The 17,046-nt window shown below is 63.4% G+C and carries 10 protein-coding genes and 2 pseudogenes; 11 read left to right on the top strand and 1 reads right to left on the bottom strand.

Features of this window, described 5'->3' with window-relative positions; genetic code table 11:
- Positions 1-157 precede the first annotated feature (157 nt).
- Positions 158-1,507, bottom strand: coding sequence for an IS256 family transposase (locus CKV91_RS05770; protein ID WP_021105473.1), 1,350 nt, complete (start codon positions 1,505-1,507; stop codon positions 158-160).
- Positions 1,508-1,819: 312 nt separating this feature from the next.
- Between CKV91_RS05770 and CKV91_RS05760 the strand changes: the two genes are divergently transcribed.
- From CKV91_RS05760 to cas6e, 11 genes and pseudogenes are all read left to right on the top strand, one after another.
- Positions 1,820-3,826, top strand: a complete 2,007-nt coding sequence (locus CKV91_RS05760) for a urocanate hydratase (protein ID WP_095140988.1) — start codon at positions 1,820-1,822, stop codon at positions 3,824-3,826.
- Between the two features lie 23 nt (positions 3,827-3,849).
- Positions 3,850-5,028: an allantoate amidohydrolase gene (locus tag CKV91_RS05755; protein WP_169712419.1), complete on the top strand. Its 1,179-nt coding sequence runs from the start codon at positions 3,850-3,852 to the stop codon at positions 5,026-5,028.
- Positions 5,025-6,364 (top strand): annotated as a pseudogene (locus CKV91_RS05750) (formimidoylglutamate deiminase). Before CKV91_RS05755 ends, CKV91_RS05750 begins: the two are co-directional and overlap by 4 nt.
- Positions 6,361-7,550, top strand: a pseudogene (gene hutI, locus CKV91_RS05745) (imidazolonepropionase). The pseudogenes CKV91_RS05750 and hutI overlap by 4 nt, the downstream one beginning before the upstream one ends.
- A 133-nt stretch (positions 7,551-7,683) precedes the next feature.
- Complete coding sequence (gene hutH, locus CKV91_RS05740) at positions 7,684-9,219, top strand: histidine ammonia-lyase (RefSeq protein WP_065860749.1); 1,536 nt, start codon at positions 7,684-7,686, stop codon at positions 9,217-9,219.
- Between the two features lie 283 nt (positions 9,220-9,502).
- Entirely contained in the window at positions 9,503-12,295 is a 2,793-nt protein-coding gene (locus CKV91_RS05735; RefSeq protein ID WP_065860748.1) for a CRISPR-associated helicase/endonuclease Cas3, read from the top strand.
- Positions 12,292-13,950: a type I-E CRISPR-associated protein Cse1/CasA gene (casA, locus tag CKV91_RS05730; RefSeq protein WP_065860747.1), complete on the top strand. Its 1,659-nt coding sequence runs from the start codon at positions 12,292-12,294 to the stop codon at positions 13,948-13,950. The genes CKV91_RS05735 and casA overlap by 4 nt, the downstream gene beginning before the upstream one ends.
- Complete coding sequence (gene casB, locus CKV91_RS05725) at positions 13,950-14,567, top strand: type I-E CRISPR-associated protein Cse2/CasB (RefSeq protein ID WP_065860746.1); 618 nt, start codon at positions 13,950-13,952, stop codon at positions 14,565-14,567. The genes casA and casB overlap by 1 nt, the downstream gene beginning before the upstream one ends.
- Entirely contained in the window at positions 14,564-15,688 is a 1,125-nt protein-coding gene (gene cas7e / locus CKV91_RS05720) for a type I-E CRISPR-associated protein Cas7/Cse4/CasC (RefSeq protein WP_065860745.1), read from the top strand. The genes casB and cas7e overlap by 4 nt, the downstream gene beginning before the upstream one ends.
- The gene (gene cas5e, locus CKV91_RS05715) at positions 15,685-16,392 is read left to right on the top strand and encodes a type I-E CRISPR-associated protein Cas5/CasD (RefSeq protein ID WP_036957341.1); all 708 of its coding nucleotides are present in this window, start codon (positions 15,685-15,687) and stop codon (positions 16,390-16,392) included. Before cas7e ends, cas5e begins: the two co-directional genes overlap by 4 nt.
- On the top strand, positions 16,392-17,045 hold the full coding sequence (gene cas6e / locus CKV91_RS05710; RefSeq protein WP_021105459.1) for a type I-E CRISPR-associated protein Cas6/Cse3/CasE: 654 nt from the start codon (positions 16,392-16,394) through the stop codon (positions 17,043-17,045). Before cas5e ends, cas6e begins: the two co-directional genes overlap by 1 nt.
- Position 17,046: the final 1 nt, after the last annotated feature.

Raw genomic sequence — 17,046 nt, 5'->3', positions numbered from 1 at the left:
GGTTTCCGTAGACGTGTTCCCCGACCGCTTGTGGTAGGAGGGCGTCGAGCGTTCGATGATCGCGGTCGGTACCGAGTCGGGGCTTGAAATGGTGGGTGTCGAGGGTGGCCAGGACACGGAGCGAGAGTGTCCGATTCTTTGTGTGCGGGGGGTTGGTTTACAAGTAGTCCGCGAATCGGTCGAGGTAAGCCACGGCTAGTTGGTTGATGGCTTGTTTCCACCCGGTGGCTTTCGCTCCTTCAATATAGCCGTTGCACTCAACGTCGCGCTTTGCTTTCTTCGCTCGCTGCGCAGCGCGCTTGTCTTCGATGTTGCAGATCATCAGCCAAAGCGTCTTCAGCGCCGCGGTATCGTTCGGGAACTGGCCCCTGTTGCGGGTAGCTTTACGCAGTTCAGCGTTGAGCGACTCGATTGAATTGGTGGTGTAGAGCACCCGGCGTGCCGCCGGCGGAAACTGTAGAAACGGCACGAACCGCTCCCAAGCGTCGCGCCAGACTTTGACCAACTGCGGGTATTTCCGGCCCAGTTCACTGGCTTCGAACGCATCCAAGGCGGCACGGGCGGTGTCCTCGTTTGCGGCCGTGTAGACCTCACGCAGCGCCCGGGAGACGGGTTTGCGGTCCTGGTAGGACACCCACCGGTTCGCAGCCCGAATCAGGTGCACAATGCAGGTCTGCACCATGGAATTCGGCCAGGTGGCTTCCACGGCTTCCGGCAAGCCTTTGAGCCCGTCGCAGCACACGATGAACACGTCCTGGACACCGCGGTTGGCCAGATCCGCGCACACCGATGCCCAGAATGCAGCGCCTTCGTTGTCGGCGATCCACAATCCCAGGATGTGCTTGATGCCGTCCATGTCGACACCAACCGCCATGTAGCAGGCTTTGTTGACCACGCGGTGGCCGTCACGGATCTTGACGCGTAGCGCGTCGAGGAAGATCACCGGGTAAAACTCGTCGAGCTGGCGGTTTTGCCAGATCATGACCTCGTCTAACACCGCATCGGTAATGGTGCTGATCGTATCCGGGCTCATATCCACCCCGAGCGTGGTCGCGAGGTGATGCTGGATATCGCGCACTGTCATCCCGCCGGCGTATAGCGAGACGATCATGTCGTCGAGTTCTGTGAGCCGGCGTGCGCCCTTGGGCACCATCCGGGGCGTAAACGTGCCGGCACGATCCCTGGGCACGGTCACTTCCACCGCGCCGTAGCCAGAATTGACGGTCTTGGTGTACGACCCATTGCGGTGATTGTTCGCCTGTGCGGTTTCCACTTGGGCTTTGGTCTTGCGGTCAGAATGGCTATAGCCCAAATGCGCATCCATCTCTGCCTGCAGACCAGCGTTGATCGATGCCTGCAGCAGGCCTTTGACCAGCTCGCTGGCATCATCAGCGGAGGTCGACAGCTCGCTGATCAAGCTGGCGAGCTCAGGATTTTCCATCAGCTTCTCGCTGATCTCGTTGACCCTCGCCGGGTCATGGTTTTTCTTCGGTGACACCGAAGTCATTATCGGTGAAACTCCTTCTAGATCAGAGCCTCACACACAAACTTCCTGACACCCTCCAGCGGTCATGACGGTGCGTCTTTTCACGGTACTTCTCCTCGCATTGTGTTCTCACTCGGAGTTGTGCCAACGGCTGGTCCTAACCCGGCTAAGCAGGTACCCCCGCAGTGATACGGTCAGTGATGTCTCCCTAGCGAGGCAACCAACGGCGATCACACCGGTGCGATCCGCCCATGGCAATTGTGTGTGCGACCTCGTCACGACCATCGTGCCACAACAACATCACACCGAGAATGCATCTGGGGGAACTAAACGATGTACGACAACAGCAGCACTGCCGCAGCCATGACGATCAAGCTCGACGCCGAGTTCCCACCCGACCCGGTCTTCCAGCCCGGAATCCGACGAGCACCCTCACGTGGATTCCACCTCACCCCGGATCAGACCAAGATCGCGCTGCGCAATGCCCTGCGTTACCTTCCCCCGGAACTGCACGAGAAGGCCGCACCAGAGTTCCTCGAGGAACTTCGCACCTTCGGCCGCATCTACGCCTACCGCTGGCGTCCGGCTGGTCATCTCAAGGGCCGTCCCATCGACGAGTACGAAGGCCGCTGCACCGAGGGCAAGGCCTTCCAGGTGCAGATCGACAACAACCTCGACTTCGACGTCGCGCTGTATCCCTACGAACTCGTCACCTATGGCGAAACCGGCAGCGTCTGCCAGAACTGGCTGCAGTACCGACTCATCAAGAAATACCTCGAGCAGCTCACCGAGGACACCACCCTGGTCGTCATGAGCGGTCACCCGCTGGGCCTGTTCCCGTCGCGCCCGGAGGCCCCACGCGTCATCATCACCAATGGGCTCATGGTCGGCCGCTTCGACAACCAGAGGGACTGGGAGATCTGTGAGGAGATGGGAGTCGCCAACTACGGCCAGATGACCGCCGGCGGATGGATGTACATCGGCCCGCAGGGCATCGTCCACGGCACCTTCAACACCATCCTCAACGCCGGGCGCATCCGTCTCGGGATCCCCGCTGACGGTGACCTCTCAGGAGTGCTCTTCGTGTCGTCGGGACTGGGCGGAATGTCCGGGGCCCAACCCAAGGCTGCCGAGATCGCCCACGCCGTCGGAATCATCGCCGAGGTCGACATGTCGCGCATCCAGACCCGTCTCGACCAGGGCTGGGTGGGGCACGTCTCCGAGGACCTCGACGAGGTCTTCGCCCTGGCGCAGAAACACATCGCCGAGCGCACCCCGATCTCCATCGCCTACCACGGCAACATCGTCGACCTGCTGCAGTACGCCGTCGACCACGACATCGACATCCCGCTACTGTCCGACCAGACAAGCTGCCATGCAGCCTATGACGGCGGCTACTGCCCCCAGGGGCTGAGTTTCGAACAACGCACCGAGCTGCTGGCCACCGACCGTGACGAGTACCGCCGCCGGGTCGACGCCACCCTGCGCAAGCACTTCGAGCTGGTGCGCACCCTCACCGAGCGCGGCACGTACTTCTTCGACTACGGCAACGCCTTCATGAACGCCATCTACGAGTCCGGTGTCACCGAGATCGCCAAGGACGGGGACTCCCGAAATGGGTTCATCTGGCCCTCCTACGTCGAGGACATCATGGGCCCCGAGCTCTTCGACTACGGCTACGGCCCCTTCCGCTGGGTGTGCCTGTCGGGCCGTCACGAGGACCTCGTCGCCACCGACCAGGCTGCAATGAGCTGCATCGACCCGAATCGCCGCGGTCAGGATCGCGACAACTACATCTGGATTCGGGACGCCGAGGCCAACGACCTCGTCGTCGGCACCCAGGCCCGAATCCTCTACCAGGACGCCAAGGGCCGTAGGGACATCGCGTTGCGGTTCAACGAGATGGTGCGCAACGGCGAGATCGGCCCGGTCATGCTGGGCCGCGACCACCACGACGTGTCCGGCACCGACTCCCCCTTCCGCGAGACCGCGAACATCAAGGACGGTTCCAACGTCATGGCGGACATGGCCACCCAGTGCTTCGCCGGCAATGCCGCTCGCGGCATGAGCCTGGTGACCCTGCACAATGGCGGCGGCACGGGAATCGGCAATGCCATCAATGGTGGTTTCGGGCTGGTCCTGGACGGCTCCGAGCGGGTCGACGCCGTCATCCGCAGTGGGTTGCTGTGGGACGTCATGTGCGGTGTGGCCCGACGCGGCTGGGCCCGCAACGACCACTCCATCGAGACGGCCACCGAGTTCAACCAGGAACACGACGACGCCCAGATCACCCTGCCCTACCTGGTCGATGACGCCCTCATCGACGGATTGGTGAAGTGATGACGACCTAGACAGCGGCAGCCCTGCTCGACGAGATCGCCGGGATCGGACGCAACGAGGACGGCTCCTACTCGCGGTTCTGCTTCCGCCCTGACGAGGTGGCCTTGCGGGAATGGTTCGTCACGAAGGCCACCGAGTTGGCTCTGACGATCGTCACGGACATGAATGCCAACATCTGGGCGTGGTGGGGAATGCCGGGCCCGGAGGCCGTCCTGACGGGGTCCCACCTGGACTCAGTCCCTGGCGGCGGTGCCTACGACGGGCCGCTCGGCGTCGTCTCCTCCCTCGTGGCCGTGGCGAAGATGAAGGAAGCCGGGGTCGAGCCGTCGAAACCCTTTGCCGTCGTCGCCATGGCTGATGAGGAGGGCGCACGATTCGGCATGCCCTGTCTGGGGTCACGCTTGGCCTCGGGCAAGCTCAGCAAGGACGACGCCCGCAGGCTCGTCGCCCGGGACGGACAGAGTCTGCCGGACGCCTGGCGGGAGGCCGGCCTGGACCCTGATCTCATCGAGCCTGACGATGTCCTGCTCGATGCCTCCTGCTTCATCGAGTTGCACGTCGAGCAAGGGCGCGGGCTGGCCGACCTCGACCACCCGGTCGCGATTGCCACAGCGGTGCGGCCGCACGGCCGCTGGCGTGCCGAGTTCACCGGGCAGGGGAACCATGCCGGGACCACCCTCATCCCCGATCGCCACGACCCCGTCATCCCAGTGGCCGAAACCATCCTGGCGTCCCGTGAGGCCGCTGAGCGGGAGGGCTGTGTGACGACGGTTGGGCGGATCAACGTCGAGCCAGGCGGGACGAATGTCATCGCCTCGGCCACGACGATGTGGCTGGATTGCCGAGCCGAGGACCCCGGCACCGTCACCAAGGTCGTCGAGGAGATCCAGAAGATCTCAGCAGAGGCTGCTGACAAGCAGGGGTGCCAGGTCGTCTGGGCCCGTGAGTCATGGACCGACCGCACCGCCTTCGACGACGACCTGCGTCATCGGATGCTGCAGGTCCTCGGTGAGGAGACCCCGCAGCTGTCGACGGGAGCGGGTCACGACGCTGCCACCTTGGCCGCGACGCTGCCCACCGGGATGCTCTTCGTCCGCAATCCCACCGGAGCGTCCCACTGCCCGGCCGAATCAGCCAGCGACGAGGACTGCGAGGCGGGAGCGGAGGCTCTGCGAGCCGTGTTGGAGGAGCTGGTCAAGTGAGTGAGTGGTTCTTCCCGAAGGCCCTCGTCGAGGGACGGGTTGCGCACAATGTGCGCGTTTCGAGTGATGCTGGCGTCATCACCGAAGTCACGGTTGACGCCCAGCACGATCGCCACAGCTTCAGCGGCGTCGCTGTTCCCGGATTCGCCAACACGCACTCCCACGTCTTCCACCGCGGACTCGAGGAGCCGGGGAAGGTGAGGACTTCTGGTCCTGGCGGACCGAGATGTACCGGCTGGCCAACCGCCTCGACCCGGACTCCTACCACCGCCTGGCACGAGCGGCCTTCGCCGAGATGGTGGCTGCCGGGTACACCAGCGTGGGCGAGTTCCACTATGTCCACCACCGGCCCGACGGCACCCCCTACCCGCACCACGACATGGAGTTGGCCGTTGTCAACGCTGCCGTCGACGCGGGTATCCGGATCACCCTGCTCGACACCTGCTACCTGCACGCCGGACCGGGAGCTCCACTCGGCGAGGACCAGACGAGGTTTGGTGACGGCAGTGTCAAGGGATGGTTGGAGCGCTGGAACGCTCTCACTGATGCCCTGCCGGATTCCCCCTTGGTGACGCCGGGAGCGGCCCTGCACTCGGTGCGAGCCGTCAGTCCTGACGAGATGGCCACAGCTATCTCGGGCTTGCCGGACCGCACCCCGATCCACGTCCATGTCTCCGAGCAGCCCCGTGAGAACGAGGAGTGTCTGGCCGCCCACGGACTGACGCCCACCGCCGTCCTGGAACGTGCTGGAGTGCTCTCCGATCGCACCACCGTCGTCCATGCCACGCACCTGAGCGACGACGACATCGCCATGATTGCTCGCACGGACACCATCGTCTCGCTGTGCCCGACCACCGAGGCCGATCTGGGGGACGGCATCGCGCGGGTCAAGGATCTGCTCGACGCCGAGGTGCGTCTGACGATCGGCACCGACGAGGACGTCGTCACCGACCCCTTCGCCGAGTTGCGCATGCTCGAGTCCACCACTCGGCTGGCCACCGGGACCCGAGGAGTCATCGGCTGCAACTCCCTGTGGAAGATCGGTTTTCGATACGGGGTGGCGAGCCTGCGCCCGGCAGCGGGACCACGCCCGCACCAAGTTTCCACACCCGCTTCCGACCTCGCCGGGCTGAGCGTGGGTGATCCTGCTGACGTCGTCGTCGTCGATCCGTCGTCGGCTCGCTTGGCCGGGGTGGACCCGACACGCTGGCCGCTGACGGCAACCGCCGAGGACGTCACCGCCACCATCATTGCGGGCGAGTGGATCCGACGCGACGACGCCACCGCCGAGGATCTGCGCCATGTACTGAACGAGCTGAGAGGTCGTGACTCGTGAGCGTCGTCATCAACAACATCGGTCTGCTGGTCACCAACGATCCATCCGTCGGCGGTGATGGCCTCGGACAGATCCGTGACGCAGCCGTCGTCATCGACGGAGATCGAATCGTCTGGGTGGGGCGCTGTGCCGAGGCTCCCGCAGCCGATTACCAGGCTGACATGACGGGAGCCTGCATCATCCCCGGCTTCGTCGATTCCCACAGCCATCCGGTCTTCGCAGGGGATCGTAGTGACGAGTTCGACGCACGGATGAACGGTCAGAAGTACGAGGCCGGCGGAATCCTGCGCACCGTTCGACGCACCCGGGAGGCGTCCGTCGGGCTGCTCGATGCCGTCATGACCGGGATCCTCGACGAAATGGCGCTCGGTGGAACGACGACTGTTGAGGCCAAGACGGGGTACGGGCTCGACATTGAGACGGAGGTCAAGCTGGCGCGAGTGGCCAGTTCTCACACCGACGAGGTGCCTTCCTGGGCGCCCACGTCGTCGGGCCCGAGTACGAGCCGGACGAGTACGTCCGTCTGGTGTGCGGGGAGATGCTGCAAGCCGTACGTCCCTATGTGCACTGGATAGACGCCTTCTGCGAGACCGGCGCCTTCGACCCCGACCAAACCATGGAGATCCTGCGCGCAGGCAAGGATGCCGGGTTGGGGCTTCGTCTCCATGCCGCTCAGTTGGGGCCCTCCGAGGTCATTCCGCAGGCCTGCGAGCTGGGTCTGGCTTCAGTAGACCACTGCACGTTTTTGAGCGATGAGGACATCGACGCCATGAAGGCCACCGACACTGTGGCTACTCTGCTTCCGGCCGCCGAGTTCAGCACCAAACAGCCCTACCCCGACACCAGACGACTCCTCGACGCCGGAGTGACGGTGGCGCTGGCCACCGACTGCAATCCGGGCACCGCCTTCACCTCGTCCATGCCGTTCTGCCTTGCCATCGCGGTGCGGGAGATGGGCATGACGCCGGAGCAGGCCCTCTGGTCGGCGACGGCGGGAGGCGCAGCCGCCCTTCACCGTGACGACGTCGGCGTCATCAAGCCGGGAGCCCGTGCGGATCTGGTGGGTTTGGCGGCCCCGTCGTGGCTGCACCTCATGTACCGCCCAGGAGTCCCTCTCATCGACAAGGTTTGCCGGAGCGGACGACTGCTCACGTTGACCCAACCACGGCTGAGACTCGACGGTTGACTGGCACGACCACCGTCGCCCCTGACCCCATTCGTGCTCAACACGAGGTCAGCCATGGCGACTGCCCAGAAGACATACCCGAATACACGCGATCGCCACGACACCGTGGCACTCACGACAAGGAAGGACGACCATGAATCCAGCCACCATTGACGTCGGTGCCCCGCTCACTCCCCACGACATCATCGCCGTCGCCCGATCAGGAGCCCAGGTGACGGTCGGAGACGACGCGATGGAGCGGGTGAAGCGAGCCTCCGACCTCGTCGAGAGCCTGGCCGACGACCCCCAGCCCCACTACGGCATCTCCACCGGCTTCGGCGCCTTGGCCTCCACCCGAGTGCCCCGTGACCATCGCGTGGCCCTGCAGCACTCCCTCATCCGTTCCCACGCCGCCTCGACCGGGCCACGGGTGGAGACCGAAGTCATCCGCGCCATGATGACTCTGCGTCTCAAGACCATGGCATCTGGCCACACCGGAGTGCGCCCGGAGGTCGTCACTGCCTACGCTGACCTGCTGAACTCAGGACTCGTCCCGGTCGTCGGGGAGTACGGGTCGCTGGGGTGCTCGGGAGATCTTGCACCGCTGGCCCACTGTGCCCTCGTCCTCACCGGGGAAGGGACTGTCCTGACCCCCGACGGTGGTGAGGTCGACGCCGCCACTGGTCTTGCCCAGGCCGGACTGACCCCGATCGCGCTGCGTGAGAAGGAGGGGCTGGCCCTCATCAACGGGACCGACGGTATGCTCGGCCAGCTGATCATGGCCCTCGCCGACCTCGACGTCCTCGTCCCGACGGCTGACCTGGCCACCGCCATGACTGTCCAGGCTCTCTGCGGCATCGACCGAGTTTTCGCCCCCGACCTGCAGGCCTTGCGTCCCCACCCCGGACAGGGGGTTTCAGCTGCCAACATCCTCGCCCTGCTGGAGGGGTCCGACCTCATCCAGGCTGGTCGTGAAGGTGCGGCCAAGCACGTCCAGGATGCTTACTCGCTGCGGTGCGCCCCGCAGGTTCACGGAGCCGTGCGCGACACCATGGCCCACGCCCTTCAGGTGGCGAAGGCCGAGTTGGCCTCGGCCGTCGACAACCCGGTCATCACCGACGACATGCGCGTGGAGTCCAATGGCAACTTCCACGGTGCGCCGGTGGCATATGTGCTCGATTTCCTGGCGATTGCCGCAGCCGACCTCGCGTCGATGAGCGAGCGCCGCACTGACCGCATGCTCGATCCGGCACGCAACCGCGACCTTCACCCCTTCCTCGCCGACGACCCCGGTGTCGACTCCGGTCACATGATTGCTCAATACACCCAGGCCGGCATCGTCTCGGAGATGAAGCGGCTGGCCGTCCCGGCGTCGGTGGACTCCATTCCAACCTCAGCCATGCAGGAGGACCACGTCTCGATGGGTTGGTCGGCCGCCCGCAAGCTGCGCCGCGGGATTGACGGCATGGGAGCCGTCATTGGCATCGAGATCCTGACCGCCGCGAGGGCTATTCAGATGCGAGGTCTGGAGCCGTCGAAACCGGTAGCCGACGTCATCGCCCGGATGCGCCAGACCATTCCCGGTCCCGGACCGGACCGCTTCCTTGCCCCCGAAATCGACGAAGCGCACCGCTTGGTAACTTCCGGTGAGCTCCTCGAGGTCGTGCGTCAGCAGGTGGAGGTGAGTTGACCACGCACGATTCGTGTACATGGCTCCTGTAGCGTGGGGTGTGCTCTGCCCATGCAGAGGTGAGCCATTGTTGAGTTGCGTGTCGTCCGCATCTCGGATGTCCTTCCCCGCCGTTGCGGGGGTGCGCGGGCGTAGGGCAGGACGTGCTTCTGGCCCGATCCTCCCCGCCGTTGCGGGGGTCGGTGATCAACTGTGGGCGTCCTGCAGTTATTTTCCAACTTGTTCAGTTGCGTCACATTCTTATGTTAAGGTTCTTGTCAACATCAACCGCAAGGAAGCGACAATGCTCAACACCTGGTCCCCACCGGCACAGTCCTGCTGGGGCAAGACAAACGAGGCAGGAGACTGGCTCCCGGTCGTCCAACACCTCGAGGACGCCGCCGGTGTCATGGCCGAGATATGGAGCCTCCAACCGCGATCCATCCGATCACTCCTAGCCGACAGCCTTGGCGGAGAACGCGCCGCCCAAACGTTCGAATGCTTTCTAGCGGGGATCCATGACGTCGGAAAGGTCAGCGCCGACTTCGCACACAAAGCGCGGTTCCCCCGCACCAACGGAACATCAACGAGCTACCTGTGCGATCAGATGGAACGGCAGGGGTTTGTCATTGAGAAGCCGGACGCTTCCATCCCCCACGGCGCCCTGGGACAGGCTCACGTCACTAGCTGGTTGGTGAATCGCTACCCTGATGCACCCAAGGCACGCCGTCACGCTCGCAACATCGCCTCCATCATCGGAGGACACCACGGGTCAAATCCCACGGCCGCGGACATGGAGAAATTCAAGCTGTCCCTGGATCGCGAGGACCGCCTCTGGAAGACCACCCGCGACGAGATCCTCGACGCTATTGCCGCGCATACCGGTGCCGAGAAATTCTTACCCAGCTGGATGAGCACCCCGATCCCCATCCAGACGCAGGTGATCTCCGAGGCGCTCGTCATCGTCGCTGACTGGATCGCCAGTTCGGAATCACTGTTTCCCTACGATCTCACGACACCAACACCGGATCGAGTCCGACGAGCTATCGCCAGGCTGCAGCTCCCTCGCCCCTGGCAGCCCTACCCCTGCCCCAACTCCGTGAACGAGCTGTTCCACACCAGCTTCCCTTCCCTCGTCCACGGAGAACCCAACGCCATGCAGCGTGCAGCAGTCGAAGCCGCATCCTCGATGGTGGAGCCCGGCCTGCTCATCATCGAAGCCCCCATGGGGCAGGGCAAGACTGAAGCAGCTCTCATGTGCGCCCATGTACTCGCCGACAAATTCGGGCTCGGCGGCATCTTCTTTGGTCTGCCGACGATGGCCACATCCAATCCCATGTTCGGTCGCGTCCGGGAATGGCTGGACGCCGTACCAGCTGAGGACCAATCCAGCATCACTTTGGCCCACTCGAAGGCCGGGCTCAACGATGACTACCAGCAGCTCATGCCCTGGAATGCGTCGATGGCCGTCTATGACGAGGGCACCTCACAGCGCGAAGCCTCGGCGATCGTCCACGAGTGGTTCCTCGGCCGAAAACGCGCGATCCTGGCCGATCACGTCATCGGCACCATCGACCAGGCGTTGTTCACCGGACTCAAGGCCAAGCACGTCGTCCTGCGCCACCTCGGTCTGGCGAGCAAGGTCGTCATCATCGATGAGGTTCACGCAGCTGACGTCTACATGCGCGAGTACCTCAAGGTTGTCCTCGAATGGCTCGGCGTTTACCGCGCCCCCGTCATCCTCATGTCCGCGACGCTGCCGCCAGCTCAACGCCATGAACTTGCGCTGGCGTATGCCAAGGGCCGGAACGGAAGAGACGCAAACGTAGCCCTAACAACAACCGACGAGTACCCGCTCATGACCTCGGTGTCCGACGGTATCGCTCAACGAGGCACCTCAGCGTCGGCCACGGCACGCCAGGTTACGCTGCAGTTCATGGACGACTCCCTCGATGAGCTTATCGAGCTTATCAAGGACCGGATGTCCGACGGCGGGTGCGTCGGCATCATTCGCGACACCGTCGCTCGGGCCCAGGAGACCTTCGATATCCTCAACAGCCAACTCAACTGTGAGGTCATGCTCGTCCATTCCCGCTTCTTGGCCCCGCAACGGGCCCGACGCGAAGCCGATTTGGTCCGGCGTCTCGGACGCTCAGGGGGCGACCGACCCAACCGGATCGTGGTCGTCGGGACGCAGGTACTAGAACAGTCGCTCGACGTCGACTTTGACCTGCTCATCAGCGACATCGCGCCGATGGACCTGCTACTCCAGCGTATCGGTCGCCTTCACCGGCACGACCGGCAACGCCCGCTACCCATGCGCGAGGCAACCTGCCTGGTTACCGGGGTCGATGCCTGGCAGGAGGATGGCCCTCAGTTCAGTCAGGGCGTCGACCTGGTTTATGAACCCAGCGCTCTGCTCTGTACGGCGGCTATTCTCCAGGCCCTCGACGACGGCAATGTCACCTTGCCTCACGACATTCCTCGGCTGGTTCGAACCGCCTACGATGAGAGCTTCACCTGGCCTGAACCATGGCTAAGCCGCGGAGAAGAGGCGACCCTCGAATCTCGATCGCTCCACAAAGCGGCCATGTCCCGAGCGATGACATACCGCCTTTCCGACCCCTTCTCTGCCTCAAGCCTCATGAAGGGGCTCACCGATATGAAGACCGTCGATCCGGAGAATACGCGCGGTCAGGCCTCGGTCCGCGACTCCGAAGACTCTATCGAGGTCATTGTTGTGCAGCAGAACGAGTCCGGCGGGTACCGCCTTATGGACGGCATCGGAAAGTTTTCGGGAGCTAACCTTCCGCTCTTCGGCGCCCCTGACGGCGACCTCGCTCGGGCAGTCGCATCGTGCACAGTCACTCTGCCCCGGTCGCTGTCGAGTCCGTGGGACATCGACCAGACAATTGCCGAACTCGAGAACGCACCAATCGATCTGAGTTCATGGCAGTCGTCACCATGGCTGCGTGGACAACTCGTCCTTGTCCTTGACTCCGATGGCAATACGACCCTTCTTGACCGTCCGATCCACTACGATCCTCATCGGGGACTCACGGTCGAACCCCGTCCCCAGAATGGAGTACCGGCATGACGAGCGCATTCAACCTTGTGGATGAGCCATGGATATCCGTAAGAACGCCGGACAACGACGTCACCGAGGTCTCGATCCGAGACGCCTTTCACCGAGGGACCGAGTTCCGCGGGCTCGCCGGCGAGATTCCCACCCAGGAAGCTGCGATCCTGCGTCTCCTCCTAGCTATTGCCATTCGAGCGACGGCTCGATTCCGCAGTGACGACGAGAAGGTCGACGACTGGGGCGAGTGGTGGCAGTCTGGGTTACCGCTCGACGAGATCGACACTTATCTGGACCGCTGGCATGATAAGTTCAACCTCGTCGACAACAAAACCCCGTTCATGCAGGTCGCTGATCTCCGCACCGCCAAAGGCGGATATTCCGGTCTCACGAAGATCATCAGCGAGGTGCCTGCAAACGACAGATTCTTCACGACGCGGGATGGGGCCGGTACCTCTTCGCTGGATTTCGCTGAAGCAGCGCGCTGGCTCATCCATGCTCACGCCTTCGACGTCTCTGGCATCAAGTCAGGCGCTATCGGAGATCCCCGAGTCAAGGGAGGCAGGGGCTACCCGATTGGCACCGGCATTAGCGGTCCGATGGGAATCGTCATCGTCGAGGGCGCGTCGTTAGCCGAGACCTTATTGCTCAACCTTTTCCTCGAAAACGACCCTCAAGATGACTTGCCCGTCTGGGAGCGTCCTCCGCAAGTTGCCGCGCCCGATCGGGAGCACCCAGTGCCTACCGGATGTGCTGACCTATTCACCTGGCAAAGCCGGCGAGCGCGCCTCATCACCGATGGTAATCGGGTCGTCGATGTCTTGCTGTGCAATGGCGACAAGGTCGAATGGAAATACCTCCTCCACAACGACTCAATGACCGCCTGGCGCTTCAGTGCCCCCCAGACGAAGGCGGCGGGTGAAACCGTGTACATGCCTCGAAGCCACGATTCCACGAAGGCCATGTGGCGGGGGCTTGAGCCGCTGCTGGTACGTGAACCAGCCCCAGACGACCGCCGCCGGAGAAAGGCGGGGGAACCGGACGACCTATGGTTACGACCTGAGATTTTCGAGCAACTCGCAACCCTTTCCAGCGATGGAGCCTTACCTGGCGATCACGTGACTCGAATTCGAACGATCGGTATGGAGTATGGATCGCAGAGTTCGATGGTAACGACAACGATCGACGACGCCATGCCCGCCTCGGTAGCCGTCATCACCGATGAACAGCTCGGTCGACTGGCCGTCGACTCCGCACGAACGGCGGACTCCCTGGTCTTCGCGCTCCAGAACCTCGCCACCGACCTAGCAGCAGCCACCGGAAGTGAATCGGAAGGCATACGACCACGCGCCTCGGAGATGGGCTACGCAGCGCTCGACCCCGCCTATCGCGAGTGGTTCAGCCTCTTGTCGACAGCTACCGATATCGGCGCCGCAACGCTGTCATGGCGGCGACGGGCGCGACAGGTAATGCACACAGTCGGTGAGCAGCTATGCCGGGATGCCGGCCCTGCAGCCCTTACGGGTCGCATGGTTCCGGTTCCCAACACCGCACGAGAAGACCTCATGGATCTCGCCCGCGCCTGGCAGCGCTTCGCGGCTCGCTTACGCACCTCGGCCCCGCTGCCAGAAGACCCGCAACGTGAGACCAAGACATCCCGGAAGGAGCAGTGATGCCAGAACCTTGGAACGACGTCACCAAGGCGACGCTGGACGTCGTCAATCATCTACAACGGGGGTACTTAGAGGCTCCCCGTGATGCATGGTCAGTGCGCACCATGGCGGCGCTGCGCCATGCCGACGCCGCGACGCCAGGAGCCGACCCCGAGGTGTGGGAGGTCACCTTAAGACATCTCCCTGACGATCTGTTGGGCCGCGGCGCTGCTCCGGCGACCGCCGCTGAACGAGCGGTCCATGCCGCAGTCGTCCTGTATGCCATCCATCAACAATCCCGATCTGAGCCCATGCACGTGCCGGGCATCGGCTTAGGTCAGGCCGTCCGCACCCTATCTGCCCGTCGTTCCGGGGGCCCAGAGTGGGACCCTGGCACGATCTCACGGTTCCAACACCTGTGTCGCGCCCAGCAATGGGGCATTCGCATCGAGAACCTTCGCGGCCTCATCGCCTTCATGAGATCGGAGGGCGTACCCCTCGACCACGGACGGTTGGCTGCCGATCTGTGGCGCATCCAAACCTCGGCGTCCGATGACGTCCTCCTGGACTGGGGACGCCAGCTTCACCGCATTCCACCCACCGACCCCACTACAACAGACCAAGGAGAAGCCCAATGAGCTCGTACTACGTCGACATCCACGTCATCCAGAGCGTTCCGCCGTCTAACGTCAACCGCGACGACACCGGCTCGCCGAAATCGGCACTCTACGGCGGTGTGCGGCGAGCACGAGTGAGTTCCCAGGCGTGGAAGAAAGCCGTGCGGACCTCCTTCAAAGAGTTCCTGCCTGCGGACCAGACTGGTTCGCGGACCCTGCGGGTCGTCGAGCTGCTCATGAATCGGTTGACTGCGGCCCCGTATGAACTCTCCACGGAAAACGCTCAGCAACGGGCTCTCGCGGTCGTCAAGGCGCTCGGACTCAAAACCAAGAAGCCCCGCAAGAAGGACGAATCGGGGGCTGAAGGAGTCGAGCGCACGCAGTACCTCGTGTTCTATTCGAACCAGCAGCTCGATCGGCTCGCGGAACTCGCCGCGACGACTGATGGCAAGATCAGCGCAACTGACGCCAAGAAGGTGGCCGATTCTGACCACGGGATCGAGGTGGCGCTGTTCGGGCGCATGGTAGCCGACTCGAAGGATCTCAACGTCGACTCCGCCGTGCAAGTTGCTCACGCGCTGAGCACGCACGCTGTCGAGATCGAGTCTGACTACTTCACTGCCGTCGACGACTACAAACTCGACGAGGACGACGCCGGAGCCGGCATGATCGGCACCGTCGAGTTCACTTCCGAGACACTGTACCGGTTCGCGACTGTTGCAGTGTCCACGCTTGAGAACAACCTTGGTGATGTCGACCTGACAGCCCAGGCCGCCTCAGCCTTCGTCCGTGGGTTCCTCATGTCTATGCCCACTGGCAAGCAAAATACTTTCGCCAACAATACGATCCCGGATGCCGTCGTCGTCCAGATCCGTAAGGGGCGGTCCGCAAGCTTCATCGGGGCATTCGAGAACGCCGTCAAGCCCGCAGATGGGGGCTATGTTGAGCCGTCGTGTCGCGCTCTCTCCGACTATGCGCATGAGTGCGAGCAAGCATTCCTCGGTGAACCCGTGGCATCCTTTGTCACCCGCATCGGGGCACGCACCGAGGCCGTAGCATCAATGGGCACTGAGATGCGCGTCGATGACCTTGTCTCGTCTGTTCGTGAGCAGGTCGCGTCACTGTTGCGGGACGAGTCGTGAGTGTCCTACTCCTACGCTTAGCCGGACCCTTACAGTCCTGGGGAGACTCCAGTCGGTTCACCACCCGGGCGACGCGAAGAGAACCGACGAAATCTGGTGTTATCGGTCTTTTAGCGGCCGCGCAGGGGCGACGTCGCACCGACAGTATTGAGGATCTCCTCACGCTGCGATTTGGCGTGCGCACCGACCAGCCGGGGTCAGTTGTCCGGGACTTTCAGACGGCTATGGATTGGGCTCACCCTAAAAAAGACGGCAGCGTCAACGCCATGCCCCTGTCGAACCGCTACTACCTCGCTGATGCTGTTTTCATCGCAGCTGTTGAGGGCGATCCATCCTTGCTCGAGGCGCTAGACGAAGCGATCAACGACCCACAGTTCCCGCTCTACCTCGGCCGAAGGTCCTGCCCCACAGAAGGGCAGGTGTCCCTAGGTATCCGGGAGGGTGAGCTGATGACGGTTTTGGAAGCTGAGCCGTGGCATGGCAAGCCATGGCACCAGCGCCGGTTAGGACGATCTGTCCGGCTTCCCATCGCATATGACGCCGCGCCAGGACAACCCGGCGACACCGTCCGCGACATCCCGCTGAGCTTCAACCCGGAGCGGCGCGAATACGGCTGGCGTGACGTCGCGACGACGACAATCATCGTCGACAATCCCAACGGAAACGACGAGCCCGACTGGTTCGCAGGTCTGGAAGGAGCTTGATGTTTCTCACCCAGTTCGACATCAACGTGGCCCGGCGCGACGCCATGCGCCTGCTGGCGTCACCGGAACGGCTCCACGCCGCGGTGCTCAGCGCCTTTCCCCCTGGTCAATCCACATCCGACGACACACGTACCCTGTGGCGGCTGGATCGGGGGCCAGCTAAGCATGATGCGCGCCTTATGATCGTCAGCCCGTTACAACCAGATCTGACGACTCTCAATGAGCAGGCAGGATGGTCTACGGGTGTTCCCGGCCGGTCCGCCGACTACGATCCCTTTCTGAGGGGTCTGCAGCCCGGATCAACGTGGCAATTCCGGTGTACCGTCAATCCCACCACCGCCATTCGTACAGCTTCCGGATCGCGAGGTAAACGGGTCGCCGAGGTCACCGCAGAGCAACAGTTGGCCTGGTTCATCGGCCGCGCAGAGCGCCACGGTTTCGCTGTGCCAGTCAAGGACCAAGCCAGGGTGACCCGACGCGAGGTCCTGCGGTTCCGTCGTCGGGGGTCCATTGTGACGCTGGCGGTGACACAGGTGGACGGCGTCATCCATGTGGCTGACGCCGATGCCGCCCGTGTGGCGCTGACCTGCGGGATTGGTCCGGCCAAGGGATACGGCTGTGGCCTCATGACCCTGGCACCGGTCGTGAGTTGAG

Source organism: Cutibacterium granulosum (genome assembly GCF_900186975.1).
In the GTDB taxonomy this organism is placed as follows: Bacteria; Actinomycetota; Actinomycetes; order Propionibacteriales; family Propionibacteriaceae; genus Cutibacterium; species Cutibacterium granulosum.
Note: the sequence above shows the minus strand (reverse complement) of the source record. Positions and strands in the feature narration are given on the sequence as shown.

Coding starts and splice junctions, on each gene's coding strand:
- CKV91_RS05770 (WP_021105473.1), bottom strand. CDS start 1,507: ATGACTTCGGTGTCACCGAAGAAAAACCATGACCCGGCGAGGGTCAAC.
- CKV91_RS05760 (WP_095140988.1), top strand. CDS start 1,820: ATGTACGACAACAGCAGCACTGCCGCAGCCATGACGATCAAGCTCGAC.
- hutH (WP_065860749.1), top strand. CDS start 7,684: ATGAATCCAGCCACCATTGACGTCGGTGCCCCGCTCACTCCCCACGAC.
- CKV91_RS05735 (WP_065860748.1), top strand. CDS start 9,503: ATGCTCAACACCTGGTCCCCACCGGCACAGTCCTGCTGGGGCAAGACA.
- casA (WP_065860747.1), top strand. CDS start 12,292: ATGACGAGCGCATTCAACCTTGTGGATGAGCCATGGATATCCGTAAGA.
- casB (WP_065860746.1), top strand. CDS start 13,950: ATGCCAGAACCTTGGAACGACGTCACCAAGGCGACGCTGGACGTCGTC.
- cas7e (WP_065860745.1), top strand. CDS start 14,564: ATGAGCTCGTACTACGTCGACATCCACGTCATCCAGAGCGTTCCGCCG.
- cas6e (WP_021105459.1), top strand. CDS start 16,392: ATGTTTCTCACCCAGTTCGACATCAACGTGGCCCGGCGCGACGCCATG.